Below are 18565 nucleotides of genomic sequence, written 5' to 3' on the forward strand. Positions count from 1 at the left end.
GTCTGGTTCGCAGCCCGGAGATGAACTCTCAGCAGGCTCTCAGCGCAGCCGGTCGAGCGCCTTCTTCGCCGCACCGAGCCGCGCCTGCACGCCCCAGAGCCCGACCCGCCAGAGTGCCTCCCGGACGATGTCCGAGCTCATCTTGCTCTGGCCGCGCTCGCGCTCGACGAACGTGACCGGGACCTCGACGACGCGGTAACCGGACCGCCAGGCCCGGTAGACCATGTCGATCTGGAAGCAGTACCCCTGCGACGCGACGCCGCCGAGGTTCTTGGCCGCGATCACCTCGGCGCGGTAGGCCCGGAAGCCGGCCGTGCTGTCCTTGATCGGGATACTCAGCGCCAGCCGGGTGTAGAGGTTGCCGACGTGCGAGATCATCACCCTCGACATCGGCCAGTTGACGATCTTCCCGCCCGCGACCTTGCGCGAGCCGATCACGACGTCGGCGTTGCGCAGCGCGTTGAGCAGGCGCGGCAACTCGTCCGGGTTGTGTGAGCCGTCGGCGTCCATCTCGACCATCACGTCGGCACCGCGTTCGGCCGCCCACGCGAATCCGGCCAGGTACGCGGCGCCGAGGCCCTCCTTGCCGGCCCGGTGCAGGACGTGCACGAGCGGGTCGGCGGCGGCCAGTTCGTCGGCGATCTCACCGGTGCCGTCGGGTGACCCGTCGTCGGCGATCAGCACCTGGACGTCCGGAACGGCTTCGCGCAGCCGGGTCACGATCGGGCGGATGTTGTCGGCCTCGTTGTAGGTCGGGATCACCACGACGACGTGCCCCAGCCCGGGGTATTCCGGAAAGTGTTCGGAGACCGCGGGGAACTCCGGAGTGTCCGGTTCCATCTTCTCGGCCGTCACGTGTCAGCCTTCCTTCGTCGTTCGCCGGCGCAGTACCCCGGCCGCGATCAGCGCGGCGCCGCTGAGCGCACAGAACACCGCTTCCGGCCACATCCCTAGTCGGGTGGCTAGCGTACGGTCATCGGACAACGCGAGTGACCGGATCAGGGTTCCGGCTTCGAACATCCCGGCGTGGTCGTGAATCGTCCCGTCCGGTCCTATTGTGGCGGAGATTCCGCTCGTCGAGGCCACGACCGCCCACATTCCGTGTTCCACGGCCCGCAACCGTGCCATCGCGACCTGCTGGGGACTCTCGCCCGACAGGCCGAACGTCGCGTTGTTCGTCTGGACGGCGAGGATCTGCGCCCCGGCGTTCACGGTGTCGGTGACCAGACCGTCATAAGCCACCTCGAAACAGATCACATCACCCACTCGGACGGTACCCGCACGGGCAGTGGGCATGCCGACCGTGCCGATCTCGGTACCGGCCTTGAAGTCGCGGCGGATGAGGTCGACCTTCGAGGTGACCTTGCGAGCCAGCGAACGGAGCGGGACGTACTCGCCGAACGGCACCGGGTGACGCTTGGCGTAGCGGTCGATCGGGCCCTTGCCCGCTTCCCAGACCAGACCGGCGTTGGTCAGGTAGTCGCCGGGGCCCTGGAGGACGGCGCCGACCAGGATCGGGGCCTTGATCGCGGCGGCGGCCTCGCTGATCTCGGAGTAGGCGTCGTCGTTGAGCAGCGGGTCGATGTCGGAGGCGTTCTCCGGCCAGATGACGAGGTCGGGCTGCGGTTCGCGTCCGGCGGCGATGTCCCGGGCCAGGGCGAGCGTGCGGGAGACGTGGTTGTCGAGCACGGCCCGGCGCTGGGAGTTGAAGTCCAGGCCGAGGCGGGGCACGTTCCCCTGGATCACCGCGACCGTGACGTTCTTCCCCGACGCCTCCGGCGAGGGCACGAACCAGGCCGCGAGCAGCACGAGGCCCGCCGCGGCCACCCACGCGGCGCCCCGCACCGCGGCGCGGCGCGCGTCACCGGCCGAGGCGCGGGGCCGGGAGAGCTCGGACCCGGCGGGCCGGCGGCGCCAGAAGGCGGCCACCAGGAGGCCGCCCACCGCGGCGGTGGCGAACGTGACGAGCGGCGCGCCGCCGAGGACGGCGAGCTTCAGGAGCGGTCCGCCGGTCTCGGCGAACGCCAGCCGTCCCCACGGGAAGCCGCCGAACGGCCAGCGTGAGCGCACCGCCTCCTGGGTGACCCAGCCGGCGCCGAGCACGAGTGGCCACGACCACCGGTACCGGTCGACCAGACGTGACGACGCGGCCAGCAGCGCGCCGAACCCGGCCAGGTACACCGCTTCCACGCCGGCCAGCAGGTACGCGAACGACTCGCCGACGTAGATGCCGACCCACTGCAGCAGGATCCCGAAGAACACCGCGCCGTGCAGGAAGCCCAGCCACGCACCGCGCCGCGCCCGCTGCCGGTGCACGGCCGCGGCCAGCAGCGCGGTCGAGATCGGCGCCAGCCACCACAGGTCGTGCGGAGGGAACGCGGGGACGAGCAGCGCCCCCGAGACGAGCGCCAGCACGGCGGCGAGCCACCCCGGCAACGGCGGCCGCTCCGGGTCCGCGACCCCGCTGCGGCGGGCCCGCCACCAGCGCCTCCCGCGGGGCGCCTCCGCACCCGCCTGCTCCTCCGCCGCCGAAGTCTCAGCGGAGGTGGCGGTAGACACCGGCCCCGGCGCGTCGTCCGCGCCGGGCGCGGGAGCCGCGACCGCCCCGCTCTCCGTCTCGCGCAGCACCGATCCTCCTCCCGACCCGGGAGGGGGTCGTCTCGAAGAACGATTGTGCCCACTCTTGCGCGCTACCGCGGCACGGTGGCCGGACCGAGACCCGGGAAGGCCCTGTGGTAGACGCCCGCTACACGGGGCAGGGGCGCGGCGTGCACGCCGCGCCCCTGCTCAGTGAAACTCCCCGACCGGTACGGGAGGAGGGTGGGAGAACCTTCGGACCGGCTGCGAACCGGCTGGCTGCCGCCGCACAGACCGTTGTCTACTGATTCTTCCGAACCTCCATCACCGCTTACCTGGCGCCGGACGCGACCGTCGTCGTCCCGCCACCCCTCGAGCGCTGGACCTGGCCCCTGCGGTGGCGCCACCGCTTTTGCCCAGCGCGCGAGGGCACGTTCCGTCGCCGTCCGGTGCCCGCGGAAGTTACCCCGTCACCGTAATTGCCGTCCGTCTCCTGTCAATAGGGACGAATCGGTATAGAGCGGACATCGCACCTGGTCAGCCCCGTTCACCCCGCACGACAATCCCGTCGGCGTGTCGCGCTCATCGGCGTGTCGCCGGATCCACGAACACCGGCACTCCGCGGACGACCGTCCGGACGCATCGCGGGGGGATCGCGTCCTCGCTCAGCGCGGGCAAGCCGTGCACGCCCGCCCGCGGATCGGTGCTCCACCGTGCCAGCCGGTCGTCCGGCGCCTGGACGACGAGTTCCGCGACGTCCCAGACCGCGAACGAGGCCACCGCGCCCGGCACCAGCAACCCGCCGTCGTCGCGGCCCAGTGCCCGCCACCCGCCCCGCGTGTGCGCGGCGAACGCGGCCCGGACGCTGATCGCGTGGCGAGGATCGTGCGGGAACGCCGCCGCCCGCAGGGTTCCCCACGGGTCGAGCGGGGTGACCGGCGCGTCCGACCCGAACGCCAGCGGCACCCCGACGCCGGCCAGCGCCGCGAACTGGTTCAGCTCGGCCGCCCGCGACGCGCCGAGCCGCCGCACGTACATGCCGGACGGGCCGCCCCACAACGCGTCGAACGCCGGTTGCATGCTTGCCACGACGCCGTGGTTGACCAGCGCCTTGATCAGCGCGGAGTCCAGCATCGCGGCGTGCTCGATCCGGTGCCGCCCGACCCGGACCCGGTCGAGCCCCACGACCCCGGCCGCCTGGGAGAGCCCGTCCGCGACCGCGGTCAGCGCCGCGTCGCCGATCGCGTGGAACCCGGCCTGGGTGTCGTGCCGGACGCAGTCCACGACGTGCTCCGCGATCTGGTCGGCGTCCAGGTACAGGTGCCCGGACGTGTCGAGATCGGCGTAGGGGGCCGACAACGCCGCGGTGTGCGACCCCAGCGCCCCGTCGACGAACAGGTCTCCCCCGGCGCCGACCGCGCCGAGCTCCAGCGCCTTCGCCGCCGACCGCCACTCGCCCCAGTAGCCGAACACGTCCGGGCCGGGTTCGGCGGCGGCCAGCGCGAGGAGGCCGGTGAAGTCGTCCTCGCCGCCGATGTCGGGGCCGCCGCACTCGTGCAGCGCGACGATGCCCCGGGCGGCGGCGTGCGACCGGGTGGCCCGCTGCGCTTCGGCCCGCTGCGCCGCCGAGATCGCCGACAGCGCGACCATCCGCACCGCATGGTGCGCGTCCCGCTTCAACGGCCCGTCGTCGGAGAATCCGGCTCGCCCGGCCAGATCGGGCACGAACGAACGCAACCCCGCCGAGGCCACCGCCGAGTGGACGTCGACCCGGGAGAGGTACACCAGCCGGCCGGCGCCGGCCGCCCGCTCGAGCTCCCGCACCGACGGCGCCCGCCCCTCCGGCCAGGCCGTCTCGTCCCAGCCGTGCCCGAGAATCGCCCCGGGGTGCGTCGAGGCGAACGCGGCCAGTGCGTCCAGGGCTGCGGTGAGCGTCGGCAGCCCGGCGAGGTCGAGGCCGACCAGCGTCAGACCGGTCTGGGTCGCGTGCACGTGCGCGTCGACGAAACCCGGCGCGACCAGCGCACCCTCCAGGTCGACGACCTCGTCCGCCCCGAACGCGGCCGCGTCGGCGGCGTCGTCGGAGCCGACGAACAGCACCCGGTCGCCGTCCACCAGCAGCGCGGTCGCGAAAGGATCCGCGGGGCTGTAGATCTCACCGTTGCGGTAGAGCGTCGCCATACGGGTCATTCTGCCCGCCTACGGAGAGTCGCCCCGCGGGGCCGCCGGGCGGCCGCGGGCGCGCTCAGAGCAGCGTCAGCGTCCTCGGCGTGACGTTCAGCCGGTCCGGGCCGTCCTTCCCGCACACGACGATGTCCTCGATCCGGGCGCCGTACCGCCCGGCCAGGTAGAACCCCGGCTCGACGCTGAACGCCATCCCCGGCTCCAGCACGGTTTCGTTGCCGCCGATGATCCAGGGCTCCTCGTGCTCCTCCAGCCCGATCCCGTGCCCGGTCCGATGGATGAACGCGTCACCGTAACCGGCCGCGGTCAGGACGTCCCGGCAGGCCGCGTCGATGGACGCGGCGGTGACACCCGGCCGGACCGCGGCCACTCCCGCCTCCTGGGCCTCGAACAGGACCGCGTACGCGGTCGTGAAGCCCTCCGGCGCGTCGCCGACGACGTACGTGCGGGTGGAGTCCGAGCAGTAGCCCTCGGCGGTGACGCCGCCGATGTCGACGACCACCGGGTCACCGTCCTGGATCACGCGGCCGGAGACCGCGTGGTGCGGGCTGGCGCCGTTCGGCCCGGAGCCGACGATGACGAACGAGACCTGCGCGTGCCCCTCCTCGAGGATCGCGTCGGCGATGTCGCGGCCGACCGCGGCCTCGGTACGCCCGGCGATCAGCCACTCGCCCATCCGGTGGTGCACCCGGTCGATCGCCTGGCCGGCCCGGCGCAGCGCCTCGACCTCGGCGGCCGACTTCCGCACCCGCAGCGGACGCAGCACCCCGCCGGCCAGCGCCTGCTCGGCCTCCGGGAACGTGGCCCGGAACGCCAGTACCTGCTCGGCCCACATCCGATCGGCCAGGCCCAGCCGCCGCGCGCCCGGGCCGAGCAGGCCTCGGATCAGCGCGTACGCGTCGTCGCCCTCCGGGAACGCGCGGATCTCCAGGTCGACGCCCCCGGCCGGCGACGCCTTGGCGGCCGCCTCCTCCAGCGCCGGGACGACGAGCACGGGGTCACCGGCCGCCGGCAGCACCAGGCAGGTCAGCCGCTCCAGCGCATGGGCGTCGTAGCCGGTGAGGTAGCGCAGGTCGGCGCCGGGTGTGAGCAGGAGCGCGTCCAGACCGGCTGCGGCGGTGGCCTGCTGGGCCGTGCGCAGCCGGTCGGACGGGTAGAGCGATTCAGACATGCCGCCAGGCTAGAAGGTTTTCTACGCCTCCGCGGGCAGCTTGTAGCGCACCCTCGACGCCGGCGGCACCAGGTCGAGGTAATCCAGGTGCCTGGCGATCCAGCCCGCCAGGTACGGGCAGCGCGGCAGTACCTCCAGCCCGCGGCCGCGGGCGTCGTCGAGCACGTGCCGGGCCAGCTGCGAGGCGATGCCGCGGCCTTCGAACTCGGACGGGACCCCGGTGTGCGTGAACATGATGACGTCGCCGTCGAGCTGGTACTCGACCACTCCGGCGACCGTGCCGTCGAGCGTCGCCTCGTAGCGGCTCTCGTCCTTCAGGTCGGAAATGACCAGTTCCTCCGCCATGACTGCCTCCCCAGGTCGTCAGTCGGAAAACGTCGGTGCCCGCGTCGGGTTTCCCGGACGCGACCGGAATCACTCTCGTCTGGCAGGCTCTACCCCGTGAGCAGACCTCCCGGGGCACTGATGCTCCTCGATGCCGCCAGTCTGTACTTCCGCGCGTTCTACGGCGTGCCGACGTCGATCACGGCGCCGGACGGGACGCCGATCAACGCGGTGCGCGGGTTCCTCGACATGGTTTCGACGCTCGTCACCCGGTACCGGCCGGCCCGGCTGGTGGCCTGCCTGGACGAGGACTGGCGTCCGGCCTGGCGGGTCGCGCTGGTGCCCTCGTACAAGGAGCACCGGCTGGCCGAGGTCGGGGGCGACCCCACGGTCGAGGAGGTGCCCGATCTCCTCGCGCCGCAGGTCCCGGTGCTGCTCGAGGTGCTGGCCGCGATCGGTATCGCGACCGCGGGCGCGGCCGACTACGAGGCCGACGACGTGATCGGCACGCTGGCCACCCGCGGTCCGGGCCCGGTGGACGTGGTGACCGGCGACCGCGACCTGATCCAGCTCGTGGACGACGCCCGGGGCGTCCGGGTGCTCTACACCGGACGCGGAGTCGCGAAACTGGAGGAGCTCGACGACGCCGCCGTACGGGGTAAGTACGGGGTCGAGCCGAGTCAGTACGCCGACTTCGCGACGCTGCGTGGAGACCCGAGCGACGGGCTGCCCGGCGTCGCCGGGATCGGCGAGAAGACCGCCTCCGGCCTGCTCGGACGATGGGGCGACCTGTCCGGTCTGATGGCCGCCGTGGACGCGAAAGCCCAGGCCCTGCCGGCGACGCACTGGCGCAAACTGGACGCCGCCCGGGAGTACCTCGCGGTGGCGCCGGACGTCGTCAAGGTGGCCACGAACGCGCCGATTCCTCCGGTGACCGATCCGCTGCCGTCCGCGCCGGTCGATCCCGAGCGGGTCGGCGCGCTGGCCGAACGCTGGGGCCTGGAGAGCGCGGTCACCCGGCTGGAGAAAGCGCTAGCCGGCTGACGGGGCCGTGGGCAGACGGAGGCGGAACGTCGTCCCGGTGCCCGGGGACGACCGGACGTCCAGGTCTCCGTGGTGCGCCTGAGCGATCGCGCTCACCGTGCCCAGGCCCAGGTGGGTGACCTCGTCGAACTGCGGCCCGGAACCGCCGGAGACGAGCCGGAGCGGGCGGAGCAGGCCGGGCTGCAGCTCCAGTTCGATGCCGATGCCGGTGTCCTGCACCTCGACCACCGGCTCCGGACCGGCCAGCGCCCGCAGGCTCAGCCGGCCGCCGCGGTCGGTGAACCGCAGCGCGTTGCCGGCCAGGTGCCCGATCGCCCGCTCGAGCAGCACCGGGTCTCCCACCGTCCAGACCGGATGCGTCGCCTCGACGGTCACCGCGACACCGCTGCCGTTCGCGGCCGGCGCCACCGCGGTGCCGACCCGGTCGACGACCGCGGCCAGGTCCACCGGCACGTGATCGGTGTTCGCCTGACGGGCACGGGCCAGCAGGAACAGCGTGTCGATCACCCGGAGCATCCGGTCGGAATTGGACTTGATCGCGTCGAGCAGCCGGCGGGCCGTCGCCGCGTCGAGGCCACCCGCGCTGTCGTCCGCCAGCAGTTCGAGCAGCGTGCGGATCGCGGTCAGTGGCGTCCGCAGGTGGTGGCCGACCAGGTCGACGAAGTCCTCGATGAAGTCGACACCGTCACCGGGACCGCTCCGGGCCCGGAACGCGGCCTGGAAGGCCGCGTGATCGGCGGCCGGGTCGAGACCGTCCGCCGCCGATCGGGCGGTCGGCACACCGCCGGCGTCATCGGTGACGAACCCCCGGTCGAACTGCCCGTCGTGCGGCACTGAGCCCCCACTCGCCACAAAGAACCTGTCCCGACGCCCGGTATGCCGGAAATCTAATCACATCGGAGGTCAGGCGACGGCGGTGTACGCCACGATGCCCCTGCGGGTCGCGTCGATGGCTTCCCGGGCGGTCTTGCGGAGGCCGCTCTCGGTGGGGGCCGCGCCCGAGATCTGGTCGAGCAGGTCGAGCACCTGCCGGCACCAGCGCACGAAGTCACCCGCCGGCATCTCACCCTCGATGCCCGCCACCGACGTGAGCACCCGCTCGAGCGGCTCGCCGCGCGCCCAGCGGTAGGCCGGCCAGACGAAGCCGTAGTCGGGCTCGCGGGTCAGCGACAGGCCCCGCGCGCTCTCGTCCCCGTGCAGCTCCGAGGCGAGCCGGCCGATGACCGCGAGCGTGTCGCGCAGCGGACCGCTCGGCACCGGCGCCGGGCTCTCGTCGGCCCGCCGCGCCTCGTAGACCAGCGCGGACACGGCCCCGGCGAGCTCGGGCGCCGACAGCCCCTCCCACACGCCCGCACGCAAGCACTCGGCGACCAGCAGGTCGGACTCCGACCAGATCCGGGCCAGCCCGCGACCGGCGTCGGTCACCCGCTCGCCGTCGAGGTAACCGCGGCCCTCGAGCAGCCCGCACACCTGGTCGAACGTCTTCGCGAGCGAGTTCGTGCGATTGTGCACGCGCTGCTCGAGCTGGTGTGTCTCCTTTGCCAGCCGGTCGAAGCGCTCGGCCCAGCGCGCGTGGTCCTCCCGGTCGTTGCAGCCGTGGCACGGGTGCCGCCGCAGCGCCGCGCGCAACTCGGCGAGCACCTCGTCGTCGGCCGCGCCCGACCGGGTCTTGCGCTTCCGGACGTCGGCCAGGTCGGCCGCCGCCGTCCGCAACGCGGACGCGAGATCGCGCCGCGCCTGCGGCGAGCGGTGGTTGAAGTGCTTGGGCACCCGCATCCGGGTGAGGACGTCGATCTCCTGGGTGAAATCGGCGAGCGACAGCCGGCCGGCCCACCGGTCGACCGTGAGGACGAGCGGCCGCGCCTCGCCGAGCGGCTGCGTCCCGGGGTCGAGGACGACGGCCGGCCCGGCACGCCGGCCGGTCGGCACCATCACGACGTCACCGATCCGCAGCTTCTCCAATGAGTCGGCCGCGGCCGCGCGCCGCTGGTTCGCACCCTGCTTGGCCAGCGAGTTCTCGCGGTCCTTGAGCTGGCGCCGCAGTGCCGCGTACTCGGCGAAGTCGCCGAGGTGGCAGGTCATCGACTCCTGATAGGCATCCAGCGCGTCGTGCTGGCGCTGGGCTTGCTTGGCCAGCCCGACCACCGCGCGGTCGGCCTGGAACTGCGCGAACGACGTCTCCAGCAGCTCACGGGCCCGTTCGCGCCCGACCGAGCCGACCAGGTTGACGGCCATATTGTACGACGGGCGGAAGCTCGACCGCAGCGGATACGTGCGGGTACTGGCCAGGCCGGCGACGTGGCGCGGATCGATCTCCGGCGACCAGACGACGACCGCGTGCCCCTCGACGTCGATACCGCGCCGTCCGGCGCGACCGGTGAGCTGGGTGTACTCCCCCGCGGTCAGGTCCACGTGCGTCTCGCCGTTGAACTTGACCAGGCGTTCGAGGACGACGGACCGGGCCGGCATGTTGATGCCCAGCGCGAGCGTCTCGGTCGCGAAGACCGCCTTGACCAGGCCGCGGACGAACAGCTCCTCGACGACCTCCTTGTACACCGGCAGCAGGCCGGCGTGGTGGGCGGCGAGGCCGCGCTGCAGCCCGTCGAGCCACTCCCAGTAGCCCAGCACCTGGAGGTCTTCGGCGGCGAGGTCCTTGGTGCGCTCCTCGGCGATGCGCCGGATCTCGGCCCGCTCCTCCGGCGTCGTCAGCCGCAGGCCGGCGGCCATGCACTGCTGCACGGCGGCGTCGCAGCCGGCCCGGCTGAACACGAACGTGATCGCCGGGAGCAGACCCTCGGCGTCGAGCCGCTCGATGACGTCGGACCGGAACGGCACCAGGTTCTTGGCCCGGATCGGCCGGCCGCTGCGCGTGTACTGCACGCGACGCAGCTGGTCACGGACGTGCCGGATGAGTTCCGGGTCGACGTCTTTCTGGGTGGCCGAGCCGGTCGACTTCTCCGCGAACAGATCGAACATCCGGCGTCCGACCAGCATGTGCTGCCAGAGCGGCACCGGCCGGTGCTCGGACACCACGACGTCGGTGTCGCCGCGAACGGTGACCAGCCACTCGGCGAACTCCTCGGCGTTGCTGACCGTCGCCGAGAGCGAGACCAGCGCGACCGACTCGGGGAGGTGGATGATCACCTCTTCCCAGACCGCTCCGCGGAACCGGTCGGCGAGGTAGTGCACCTCGTCCATGACGACGTAGGCGAGGTTCGTCAGCGCGGCGGACCCGGCGTAGAGCATGTTCCGCAGCACCTCGGTGGTCATCACCACCACCGGGGCGTCGCCGTTGATCGCGTTGTCGCCGGTGAGCAGCCCGACCTTGTCGGCGCCGTAGCGGGCGACCAGGTCGTTGAACTTCTGGTTCGACAGCGCCTTGATCGGCGTGGTGTAGAAGCACTTGGTGCCCTGGCGCAGTGCCAGGTGGACCGCGAACTCGCCGACCACCGTCTTGCCCGCGCCGGTCGGGGCGCAGACCAGCACCCCTCCACCGTCTTCGAGTGCCTGGCAGGCCTCCCGCTGGAAATCATCGAGGTCGAACGACAGCTGCGCGGTGAAGTCGGTGTAGGCCGGGAAAGAGGCCCTCCGACGAGCCGCCGCGTACTGCTCGGCGGGGGAGCTCATGGGCCCCAGGCTACGCGAGTGCGCGACCGATTCACGCGGAGCGCGGCGCCCGTTACATCCATCGGTTTACGTAACCCGTCGGTAGCAGCTGGTAATCGCGTACTTAACCCACAGTAGTGCGCCGTATTCCGACAGTTCGGTCGGTTACCGGCGATTCCTCGAGGATTCCCCGCAACGGCCGGAATGAGTTCGCGAAAGCACGAATCCCCGGGCACGGCGGAGGCCGCACCCGGGGATTCGGAATGGTCGCTCAGGCGGACGCCGAGACCGGCTTCGCGGCCGGGTCGATCGCCTCGATCATCGCCTTCAATTCCGGCTCCTCGGCCAGGCTGCGCAGCGTCCGGGCCACCCGGTCGGCGTTCAGCGTGGCGAATTCGGGACCGAATTGCACACCCTGCAGAGAATCGATCAGCATCGGGACGACCGGGCCCAACTCGCCGACCGTGGCCCCCTCGCGGGCGAGCACGTCGGGGTCGCAGCCCCACATCAGCATGCGCATCCGCTGCACGGCGTCCGAGCTCTCGAACGTCGCCTTGCAGCCCCACCGGAGGAACTCGGCGAGCCGGCGCTTGTGGGTGTCGCGGTCTTCGAGGTCGGACGCCTCGACGTCGGAACAGAGCCGGTCGACCTCGGCGAGCACCGACACCGCCGGGCGCGACGGGCGGGAGATCATCATGCCCTCGTCGTCGGTGAGGTGCGCACCCTCGGACTCGAGCGCGTTGAGCATCGGGTGCGTCTTCCACGGGGCCGACCAGTCGAGCTGCCCGAGGAACGTGTGCTTCTCGTAGCCGGCCGGGAGACCCATGAAGCAGAGCGGGACCTCTTCGCCGCTGATCGCGATCGTGTGCAGCGCGAGGCGGAGGATGTCGAGCGGCCAGCCCAGGTCACCCACCGTGACGAGCGTGGCGTCACCGTCGTCGACGTAGAGCGTCGTGTTGAGCACCAGCGCGACGGCCTCGACCATGCTCTGGACGTACATCAGCCGGTAGGGCTCGTGGATGTTCAGGACGCCGTTGGCGACCTTCCGGCGGAAGTCGTCGAAGACGATGCTGTTCTCGGCGATGTGCGTGAACCGCACCATGCCGACCTTCGTCGTCATCGTCGGCGCGAGCTCGGCGATCATGTACTCGGCGACCTTCTTGCTACCCGCGTAGACGTCCGGCGTGTAGTAGCGGGCGGCCTTGCCGGTCGACGCGTGGACGAAGATGTCGACGCCGTACTGCTCGCACAGCGTGACGATGTTGCGGGTGCCGGAGATGTTCGTCGTGATCGTGAACGCGGTCTCGAACTCGGCCAGACCGGGCTCGCGCTGGGCGGCCAGGTGGTAGACGATCTCGGGGTTGAACTCGGCGAAGACCTTGCCGGTGGCCTCGGCGTCGCGGATGTCGCACACCACCGGGATCACGCGGTCTTCCGCGCCCGCCGGGACCGGCGACTCCTTCAGGTCGAGCGCCAGGATCGCGCCGGTCGGTAACCGGTTGGCCAGCGCCTCGACGACCTCGGAGCCGACCGCCCCCGCGGCTCCGGTGACCAGCACCCGCCGGCCGCGCAGGAAGTCGGCCAGCCGGGCCGCCTCCAGTGGCACCGCGCGCTGCCGGTAGATGTCCATCGGATCGACCGTGATCGGCTCATCGGCGTTGTAGGAGCTGATGAGCGTGCTCGTCAGCTCCCACAAGCGCGCCCGTACCGCCGCCGGGTCGGAGCCGAAGTCTCCGGCCGGAGCCAGCGTCAGGATTTCGTCGATGATCTCGGCGCGACTGAGCATGGACTGCCCCCCATCCTCGATGTTCGTGACCGTCTGGTGTGGGGACATACGCGCGGCCTCGCGCGGTGCAAAACGACGCACCGGCCAGCCCGGTCGCCTCACAAACGACTCGGATCTTTCGTATAAGGCTTGTGGTTAACGGAAAGTTTCGAATACACGAAGGCCCGTCGGGAAATGACAATACAGGCCTGTTCAAGCCTGACGCTATCGGTCCCCGCAAGCCGATCGGATCGACCTTGTGATGATGATCGTGGAATCCGGGAGTTACCACCACAACCACCAGTGGGGTAACAGCGAGTACTAGGTCGACCACAACCGTTCGTCGGAAAAAACCCGCCGTACGGTCACCTTCTAGTCAGCCACCTGCGGTTTCACCGCCACGGAAACCAGTACAACCGTCACTGACGGTTGCCCCCAAACTAATACCATTACATTGTTATTTCCGAATAGCGGGCCTGTTTCAGGCCGGTGGAGCGCATTACCTACCCGATCGATAGGCTTTTGCGGACGATCACCACGGAGGCGTGTGGTTCGGGCGGTGCGTTAGCGTGAGGGCCGTGTCCGATGCCCGACAGCTCCGTCCCATTGACGCCGTCTTTTTCGATTTCTCCGGCACGTTGCTGTCAGTCGAACCGGCGGCCGACTGGCTCCACAGAGCGTCTTCTCCTCTTGGTCTCGAGTTCACCGACACCGAATCCGCCGAGCTGATCGAGCGGTTGCTGCGAGCCGGCCGGCCGGGTGGTCCCGCACCCACCGGACTGACGGACGGCCTGGCCGAGTTGTACGCGGCCCGCGACCTGACGCCCGAGCAGCACCGGGACGCGTACGTCGCGCTGATGACCCGGGCGGGCCTGCCCCACCCGGAGCTCGCGGACGCGCTGTACGACGCGATGTTCCCGCCGGAAGCGTGGGTGCCGTACCCGGACAGCGCTGTCGTACTGGAGACGCTGCACGCGCGCGGGATCAAGGTCGCGGTGGTCAGCAACATCGCGCACGACCTGCGCCCGACGTTCGACCACCACGGTCTGACGCGGTGGATCGACGCGTTCGTGTTCTCGTACGAGGTCGACGCGATGAAGCCGAGCCCGAAGATCTTCGCGGCGGCGTGCGCGGCGGTCGGGGTCGAGCCGGAGCGGGCGCTGATGGTCGGCGACACGCTCGCGGACGCGGGGGCCGCCGAGAGCGGGATCCCCGCGCTGGTGCTCCCGGCGAGCCCGCCGGGTGCGGTACACGGCCTGGCCGCAGTCCTGGCTTTAGCCGGCATCTGACCCCCCGGCCGGGCCGGAGCCGGCCCTCGAGCCGGAGCCGGAGCCGGAGCCGGAGCCGTATGGCCGGGCCGTACTCCCGGTCGCAGGGCGGGCGGGGTGCTCCCGGGGCACTCCTGCCGGGCGCCTCAGGCCGGGCGGCGCCGCGCCGACGTTTTCTTCGGAACCATCTGGTCTGCCGGAGGAGACGACTCGTGAAGCTCGACACCCGCGCCCGCCGCGCGGCCGCCGCGGCCGCTCTCGTCAGCGCGAGCGCTCTCGGCATCGGCACGCTCGCGACGGCCGCCCCCGCGCTCGCCGGCGTGACGACGTCGGCAACCGCCGAGGCGCCGGCGAAGACGTCGGCCAAACCCACCCCGAAAGCGTCCGCGACCCCGAAAACGCCGGCGACCCCGACAGCGTCCGCGACTCCCAAGGCGTCCGCGAAGCCGAGCCCGACCGGACCGGTCGTCATCTCGGTCGCGTCGCTGAGCAGCGCGTTCGGCAGCACCGCAGGAGGCACCACCGTGGTGCTCACCGGCAAGGGCTTCGGCCGGGTCGACGCCACCAACAAGTCCTCGGTCCTGTTCGGCAAGAGCCCGGCCGCGACGTTCCTCGTCCTCTCCGACACCCAGATCGCGGCCACCGCCCCGGCCGGCACCGGCGCGAAGGTCCAGGTCTCGGTCACCGACGGCACGTACGTCAGCCCCGACACCAGTGGCGACGACTTCACGTACCTGGACCCGATCACGGTCGCGCTCCCGGACAAGACCGAGTTCTCCGCCGCCGGCGGCACGGTCGTCCGCCTGACACTGTCGGGCAAGAACCTCGACCTCGGCACGTCGCAGAGCACGTTCACCGCGAAGAAGATCACCGCCACGGTCGACGGCACGGTCGCACCGCTGACCTGGGTCGACGCCACCCACGCCGACCTCACCGCCCCGGCCGGGCTGCCGACCAAGTCGGGGGCGAAGCTCCTGGTCGTCGTGTACAACAACGGCGTCGCCGGCCCGGCCGACAGTACCCATGCCCGTTACGACGCCGTCGTCACGAAGTTGTCGGTGACCAGCGGCAAGCTGGCCGGCACCACCGGCTCCACGGCGAAACCCGTGCTGACGATCACCGGCGTCGGGCTCTCCTCGGCCACCGGCTTCACGTTCGGCAAGACCGCCGGGACGTGCACCGCGGTCGCCGGCAAGGAGGCGACGACGTGGACGTGCGTCAACATTCCGGCTGGCGCCGCCGGCGCCGTCCCGGTGCTTCCCACGTTCTCCGACGGCACCACCGCAGGCCTCACCGCGGGGTCGATCTACACGTACACGAACCTCTGACAGAAAGTGCACGCGGTTCGCTGGCGGAGTATCGCGCCGCGATAGGTCAGAATCGCGGTATACGTCTGATATGTGCCCCTATGTCTGTCCCGGAGCACCCGGGCAGGGCACGGCAGACACGGAGGGGTTTTGATGCTCACCAGTAAACGGCGACGGCTCCGGATCGTTGCCGCTCTCGCCGCCGGCTCCGTCGGAGTCGGCACCGTCCTGACCGCGGGTGTCCCGGCGTTCGCCGGCACCAGCGCATCCGTCACGATCACCGCGCTCAGCCCGAAAATCGTCGCGTCGGCCACGAAGAGCCAGGTCATCACGGTGACCGGCACCGGGTTCGACGAGACGACCATCGCCGGCGTGACGATCGACAAATGCTCGACCGCGCCCACCTACATCGTGGTCAGCGCGACCTCGATGGTGCTCAAGACGGCTGGGACCGACTGCGCGACCGGCGCGGCGATCATCACGATCACCGACGCCGACGGGGACACCGCGGTGTCGTCGAACGCCGGTAACCAGGTGCTGACGTTCGCGGCCCCGCCCGCGATCGTCGCGATCGACGGCTCGAACCGCCCGCTCCTCAACGAGACCACCGCGAGTCTTCCCTACGCCGACCAGACGGTCACGTCACCGATCGAGGGCGGCACCGTCGTCCGGGTCGTGGCCGCCAGCGGCACGCCGTTCGCCAACTCGACCGCCCTGCCGCTGAAGGCGTCCCTCGGCGGTACCGCGATGACCGAGGTCAAGATGGCCACGGATGGGAGCTACTTCACGGCGAAGGCGCCGAAGCACGCAGTCGGGACCGTCGGCCTCCAGGTCACCAGCGCGGGCGTCAGCAAGACGTTCTCCGCGACCGACACCGGCTACTCCTACGCGGGCACGCTGGTCACGGTGTCGCCGCAGTCCGGCCCGGCCGCGGGCGGCACCACGGTGAGCATCAGCGGCACCGGGTTCATCGTCACCGGCACCGGCTCGTCCGTCGTCAAGTTCGGAACGGTCGCGGCGACGGTGGACACGGCGAAGAGCACGGCCACCAAGCTCGTCGTCGCCGCCCCGGCCCAGGCCACGGGCGCCACCGAGGGCCCGGTGAGCGTCAGCGTCAGCACCGGCTCGACGCCGCTGAACAGCATCATCACGGGCGCCACGACGTACACCTACGTCTCGCACTAACAACGGCACCTCCGGTGCCCGGTCCACGCGAGCGGACCGGGCACCGGCGCGTCAGTGCACGGAGAAGCCGCCGTCCACGAACACGGTCTGACCGGTGACGTAGGCGGCGGCTTCGCTCGCCAGGAAGACGGCCACGCCCGCGTAGTCGTCGGGCTCGCCGTTGCGGCCGATCATCGTGCGGGCCGCCATCGCCGCGGCCTTCTCCGGATCCGCGAACACCGGCGCGGTCAGCGGCGTCCGCACGACGCCGGGCGCCACCGCGTTGCAGCACACCCCGCGCGACGACCACGCCTCCGCCTGCGAGCGGGTCAGCGCGACCACGCCACCCTTCGAGGCTCCGTACGCGCCGCTGTTCAGATACGCCCGCACGGCCTGCTGCGACGCCACGTGGATGATCCGGCCCCAGCCGCGCTCGGCCATCGCCGGGGCGAACCGCTGCCCGAGCAGGAACGGCGCGGTCAGGTTGACGGCCATCGTCGCGTCCCAGTCCTCGACCGTGAGCTCCTCCATCGGCGGCCGGTGGTTCACCGCCGCCGCGGTGATCAGGATGTCCGGCTCGCCGAACGCGTCCACCGCCTCCGCGGCCGCGCGCCACACGTCGTGCCGCCGGCCGAGGTCCGCGCTCACCCAGGCCGCCTCCACGCCGTCGGCCGCGAGCGAAGCGACGGTCTCGGCCAGCGAAGCCTCTCCTCGCGCCACGATCACGACCTTGGCGCCGCTACGCCCCAGCGCACCGGCCATCGTCCGGCCGATGCCGGAGCTCCCGCCGGTCACCAGCGCAACCCGCCCGCGCAGCGAGAACAGCTCCTCCAGATACCCGTTCATGCCACCCTTTCGTAGGCGCTGAGCGTGACCGACACGGTCACCTCGACCGGCTCCGGCAGCGCGCCGACCCGGGCCGCGAGCTCTTCCGGCCCGACGTGCCAGGCCGCCGGCCCCATCGCGACCGCGGTCACCGCCGCCGCGTGATCCAACGTCAGCGTCGTCTCGACCGCCTCGGTGCCCGCGGCGGACAGGTGCGGCCCGAGGGCCGCGTCCACCCGATCGGACTTCCGTGGGTCGACCGACACCGCGCCCACCGCGCCCGCGAGCTCCCGCAGGTGCCGGTCGGTCGGTGCGACCACCAGAACCACCCCTCCGGGCCGCAGGACGCGGTACAGCTCGCCGCCGTTGCGCGGTGCGAAGACATTGAGGACGACGTCCGCGGCGCCGGTCCGGAACGGCAGTGGACGCCAGGCGTCGCACCGGATCGCCCCGATCCGCGGATGAGCCCGCGCGGCCCGCCGCAACGCGAACCCGGAGACGTCGGCCGCGATGCCGATCGCACCCGGCACCGCCTCCAGCACCGCCGCGAGGTAGTACCCGGTGCCCGCGCCCAGGTCGAGAACGCCGCCACCACCGCCCGGCACCGCCGCCGCGACCCGACCGGCGAGGGCCTCGGCGATCGGGGCGAAGTGGCCACCGGCCAGGAACGACTCGCGGGCGGCGACCATGGCCGCGGTGTCGCCGGGGACGGCCGGGGCCCGGCCGGTCAGCAGGCTGACGTAACCCTGCCGCGCGACGTCGAACGTGTGGCCCTCCGGGCAGCGCAGAATCCGGTCCCCGAGCGTCAGAGGCACGTCGGCAGCGGAGTCGCAGTGCGGGCAGCGGAGCCTGTCGACGACGTCTGCCAGCACGCACAGAGCTTAGGTCGGTACGCACACCCGGGTCGTGGCGACCTGCTTGCTGATCGGACCGTTCCGGAAGTAGCTGGGGTAAAACGCTTCGAGCCAGAACACGTACGGCGCGCCCTTGGTCAGGCCGTCGACCTTCACCGACTTCGACGCTCCGGCGGTCTGCGGGGTCAGCGGGATCTTCCGGTACGCCTGCGGTGCGTTGATCCGGACGTCTTGCGGGACCACCCAGATCGTGTACGCGTTGACCGGCCCGTCCCAGTAATCGCGGATCCAGGAGAGCGTGCAGGACGCTCGCCCCGGCGTCACGTTCACGGCCACCCGCCAGTACGGGTTGGCCCGCGCGGGCGAGGCGACCGACAGCACCCCGGCCAGCACCGCCAGAACGACGAGAACGGCCCCGGACCGGCGCGTGAACATGACGGTCCCATCGGCCGCGGGACGGGGCACCTGAGGCGTCT

General features: G+C 71.6%; 15 protein-coding genes. 4 read left to right on the top strand and 11 right to left on the bottom strand.

Features of this window, described 5'->3' with window-relative positions; translation table 11 throughout:
* Positions 1-39: 39 nt before the first annotated feature.
* From ACIBZJ_RS10735 to ACIBZJ_RS10755, 5 genes are all read right to left on the bottom strand, one after another.
* Entirely contained in the window at positions 40-840 is an 801-nt protein-coding gene (locus ACIBZJ_RS10735; RefSeq protein ID WP_395929083.1) for a polyprenol monophosphomannose synthase, read from the bottom strand.
* Positions 841-858: 18 nt separating this feature from the next.
* Positions 859-2628: an apolipoprotein N-acyltransferase gene (gene lnt, locus ACIBZJ_RS10740; protein ID WP_395927966.1), complete on the bottom strand. Its 1770-nt coding sequence runs from the start codon at positions 2626-2628 to the stop codon at positions 859-861.
* Between the two features lie 531 nt (positions 2629-3159).
* Complete coding sequence (locus tag ACIBZJ_RS10745; RefSeq protein WP_395927968.1) at positions 3160-4758, bottom strand: amidohydrolase; 1599 nt, start codon at positions 4756-4758, stop codon at positions 3160-3162.
* 64 nt (positions 4759-4822) lie between these two features.
* Positions 4823-5932: a M24 family metallopeptidase gene (locus ACIBZJ_RS10750; protein ID WP_395927970.1), complete on the bottom strand. Its 1110-nt coding sequence runs from the start codon at positions 5930-5932 to the stop codon at positions 4823-4825.
* A 21-nt stretch (positions 5933-5953) separates the two neighbouring features.
* On the bottom strand, positions 5954-6277 hold the full coding sequence (locus ACIBZJ_RS10755; RefSeq protein WP_395927972.1) for a GNAT family N-acetyltransferase: 324 nt from the start codon (positions 6275-6277) through the stop codon (positions 5954-5956).
* A 120-nt stretch (positions 6278-6397) separates the two neighbouring features.
* Between ACIBZJ_RS10755 and ACIBZJ_RS10760 the strand changes: the two genes are divergently transcribed.
* The gene (locus tag ACIBZJ_RS10760; RefSeq protein WP_395929085.1) at positions 6398-7300 is read left to right on the top strand and encodes a 5'-3' exonuclease H3TH domain-containing protein; all 903 of its coding nucleotides are present in this window, start codon (positions 6398-6400) and stop codon (positions 7298-7300) included.
* Here ACIBZJ_RS10760 and ACIBZJ_RS10765 read toward each other — a convergent pair.
* From ACIBZJ_RS10765 to ACIBZJ_RS10775, 3 genes are all read right to left on the bottom strand, one after another.
* Complete coding sequence (locus ACIBZJ_RS10765; RefSeq protein ID WP_395927974.1) at positions 7289-8134, bottom strand: sensor histidine kinase; 846 nt, start codon at positions 8132-8134, stop codon at positions 7289-7291. The genes ACIBZJ_RS10760 and ACIBZJ_RS10765 overlap by 12 nt on opposite strands.
* Positions 8135-8203: 69 nt before the next feature.
* Entirely contained in the window at positions 8204-10927 is a 2724-nt protein-coding gene (locus ACIBZJ_RS10770) for a DEAD/DEAH box helicase (RefSeq protein ID WP_395927976.1), read from the bottom strand.
* A gap of 250 nt (positions 10928-11177) precedes the next feature.
* Positions 11178-12692: a polysaccharide biosynthesis protein gene (locus tag ACIBZJ_RS10775; RefSeq protein WP_395927979.1), complete on the bottom strand. Its 1515-nt coding sequence runs from the start codon at positions 12690-12692 to the stop codon at positions 11178-11180.
* A 557-nt stretch (positions 12693-13249) separates the two neighbouring features.
* On the opposite strand from ACIBZJ_RS10775, the gene ACIBZJ_RS10780 reads away from it, so the two are divergent.
* The 3 genes from ACIBZJ_RS10780 (at position 13250) to ACIBZJ_RS10790 (ending at position 16431) form a co-directional block, all read left to right on the top strand.
* Complete coding sequence (locus ACIBZJ_RS10780; RefSeq protein ID WP_395927981.1) at positions 13250-13960, top strand: HAD family hydrolase; 711 nt, start codon at positions 13250-13252, stop codon at positions 13958-13960.
* Between the two features lie 191 nt (positions 13961-14151).
* Positions 14152-15267, top strand: a complete 1116-nt coding sequence (locus ACIBZJ_RS10785) for an IPT/TIG domain-containing protein (protein ID WP_395927983.1) — start codon at positions 14152-14154, stop codon at positions 15265-15267.
* 132 nt (positions 15268-15399) lie between these two features.
* Positions 15400-16431: an IPT/TIG domain-containing protein gene (locus ACIBZJ_RS10790; RefSeq protein ID WP_395927985.1), complete on the top strand. Its 1032-nt coding sequence runs from the start codon at positions 15400-15402 to the stop codon at positions 16429-16431.
* A gap of 51 nt (positions 16432-16482) precedes the next feature.
* On the opposite strand, the gene ACIBZJ_RS10795 is transcribed toward ACIBZJ_RS10790, so the two are convergent.
* Genes ACIBZJ_RS10795 through ACIBZJ_RS10805 form a run of 3 tightly spaced genes read right to left on the bottom strand, consistent with a single transcriptional unit; the run spans position 16483 to position 18524 of the window.
* Complete coding sequence (locus ACIBZJ_RS10795) at positions 16483-17256, bottom strand: SDR family NAD(P)-dependent oxidoreductase (protein ID WP_395927987.1); 774 nt, start codon at positions 17254-17256, stop codon at positions 16483-16485.
* Positions 17253-18107, bottom strand: coding sequence for a putative RNA methyltransferase (locus ACIBZJ_RS10800; RefSeq protein ID WP_395927989.1), 855 nt, complete (start codon positions 18105-18107; stop codon positions 17253-17255). The genes ACIBZJ_RS10795 and ACIBZJ_RS10800 overlap by 4 nt, the downstream gene beginning before the upstream one ends.
* Before the next feature lie 9 nt (positions 18108-18116).
* Complete coding sequence (locus tag ACIBZJ_RS10805; RefSeq protein WP_395927991.1) at positions 18117-18524, bottom strand: fibronectin type III domain-containing protein; 408 nt, start codon at positions 18522-18524, stop codon at positions 18117-18119.
* Positions 18525-18565 lie beyond the last annotated feature (41 nt).

Source organism: Cryptosporangium sp. NPDC051539 (genome assembly GCF_044454545.1).
Lineage (GTDB): Bacteria > Actinomycetota > Actinomycetes > Mycobacteriales > Cryptosporangiaceae > Cryptosporangium.

Bases quoted from the DNA above. Each gene is read 5' to 3' on its own strand.
- ACIBZJ_RS10735 (WP_395929083.1), bottom strand. From the start codon at position 840: ATGGAACCGGACACTCCGGAGTTCCCCGCGGTCTCCGAACACTTTCCG.
- ACIBZJ_RS10745 (WP_395927968.1), bottom strand. From the start codon at position 4,758: ATGGCGACGCTCTACCGCAACGGTGAGATCTACAGCCCCGCGGATCCT.
- ACIBZJ_RS10750 (WP_395927970.1), bottom strand. From the start codon at position 5,932: ATGTCTGAATCGCTCTACCCGTCCGACCGGCTGCGCACGGCCCAGCAG.
- ACIBZJ_RS10755 (WP_395927972.1), bottom strand. From the start codon at position 6,277: ATGGCGGAGGAACTGGTCATTTCCGACCTGAAGGACGAGAGCCGCTAC.
- ACIBZJ_RS10760 (WP_395929085.1), top strand. From the start codon at position 6,398: ATGCTCCTCGATGCCGCCAGTCTGTACTTCCGCGCGTTCTACGGCGTG.
- ACIBZJ_RS10770 (WP_395927976.1), bottom strand. From the start codon at position 10,927: ATGAGCTCCCCCGCCGAGCAGTACGCGGCGGCTCGTCGGAGGGCCTCT.
- ACIBZJ_RS10775 (WP_395927979.1), bottom strand. From the start codon at position 12,692: ATGCTCAGTCGCGCCGAGATCATCGACGAAATCCTGACGCTGGCTCCG.
- ACIBZJ_RS10790 (WP_395927985.1), top strand. From the start codon at position 15,400: ATGCTCACCAGTAAACGGCGACGGCTCCGGATCGTTGCCGCTCTCGCC.
- ACIBZJ_RS10795 (WP_395927987.1), bottom strand. From the start codon at position 17,256: ATGAACGGGTATCTGGAGGAGCTGTTCTCGCTGCGCGGGCGGGTTGCG.
- ACIBZJ_RS10805 (WP_395927991.1), bottom strand. From the start codon at position 18,524: ATGTTCACGCGCCGGTCCGGGGCCGTTCTCGTCGTTCTGGCGGTGCTG.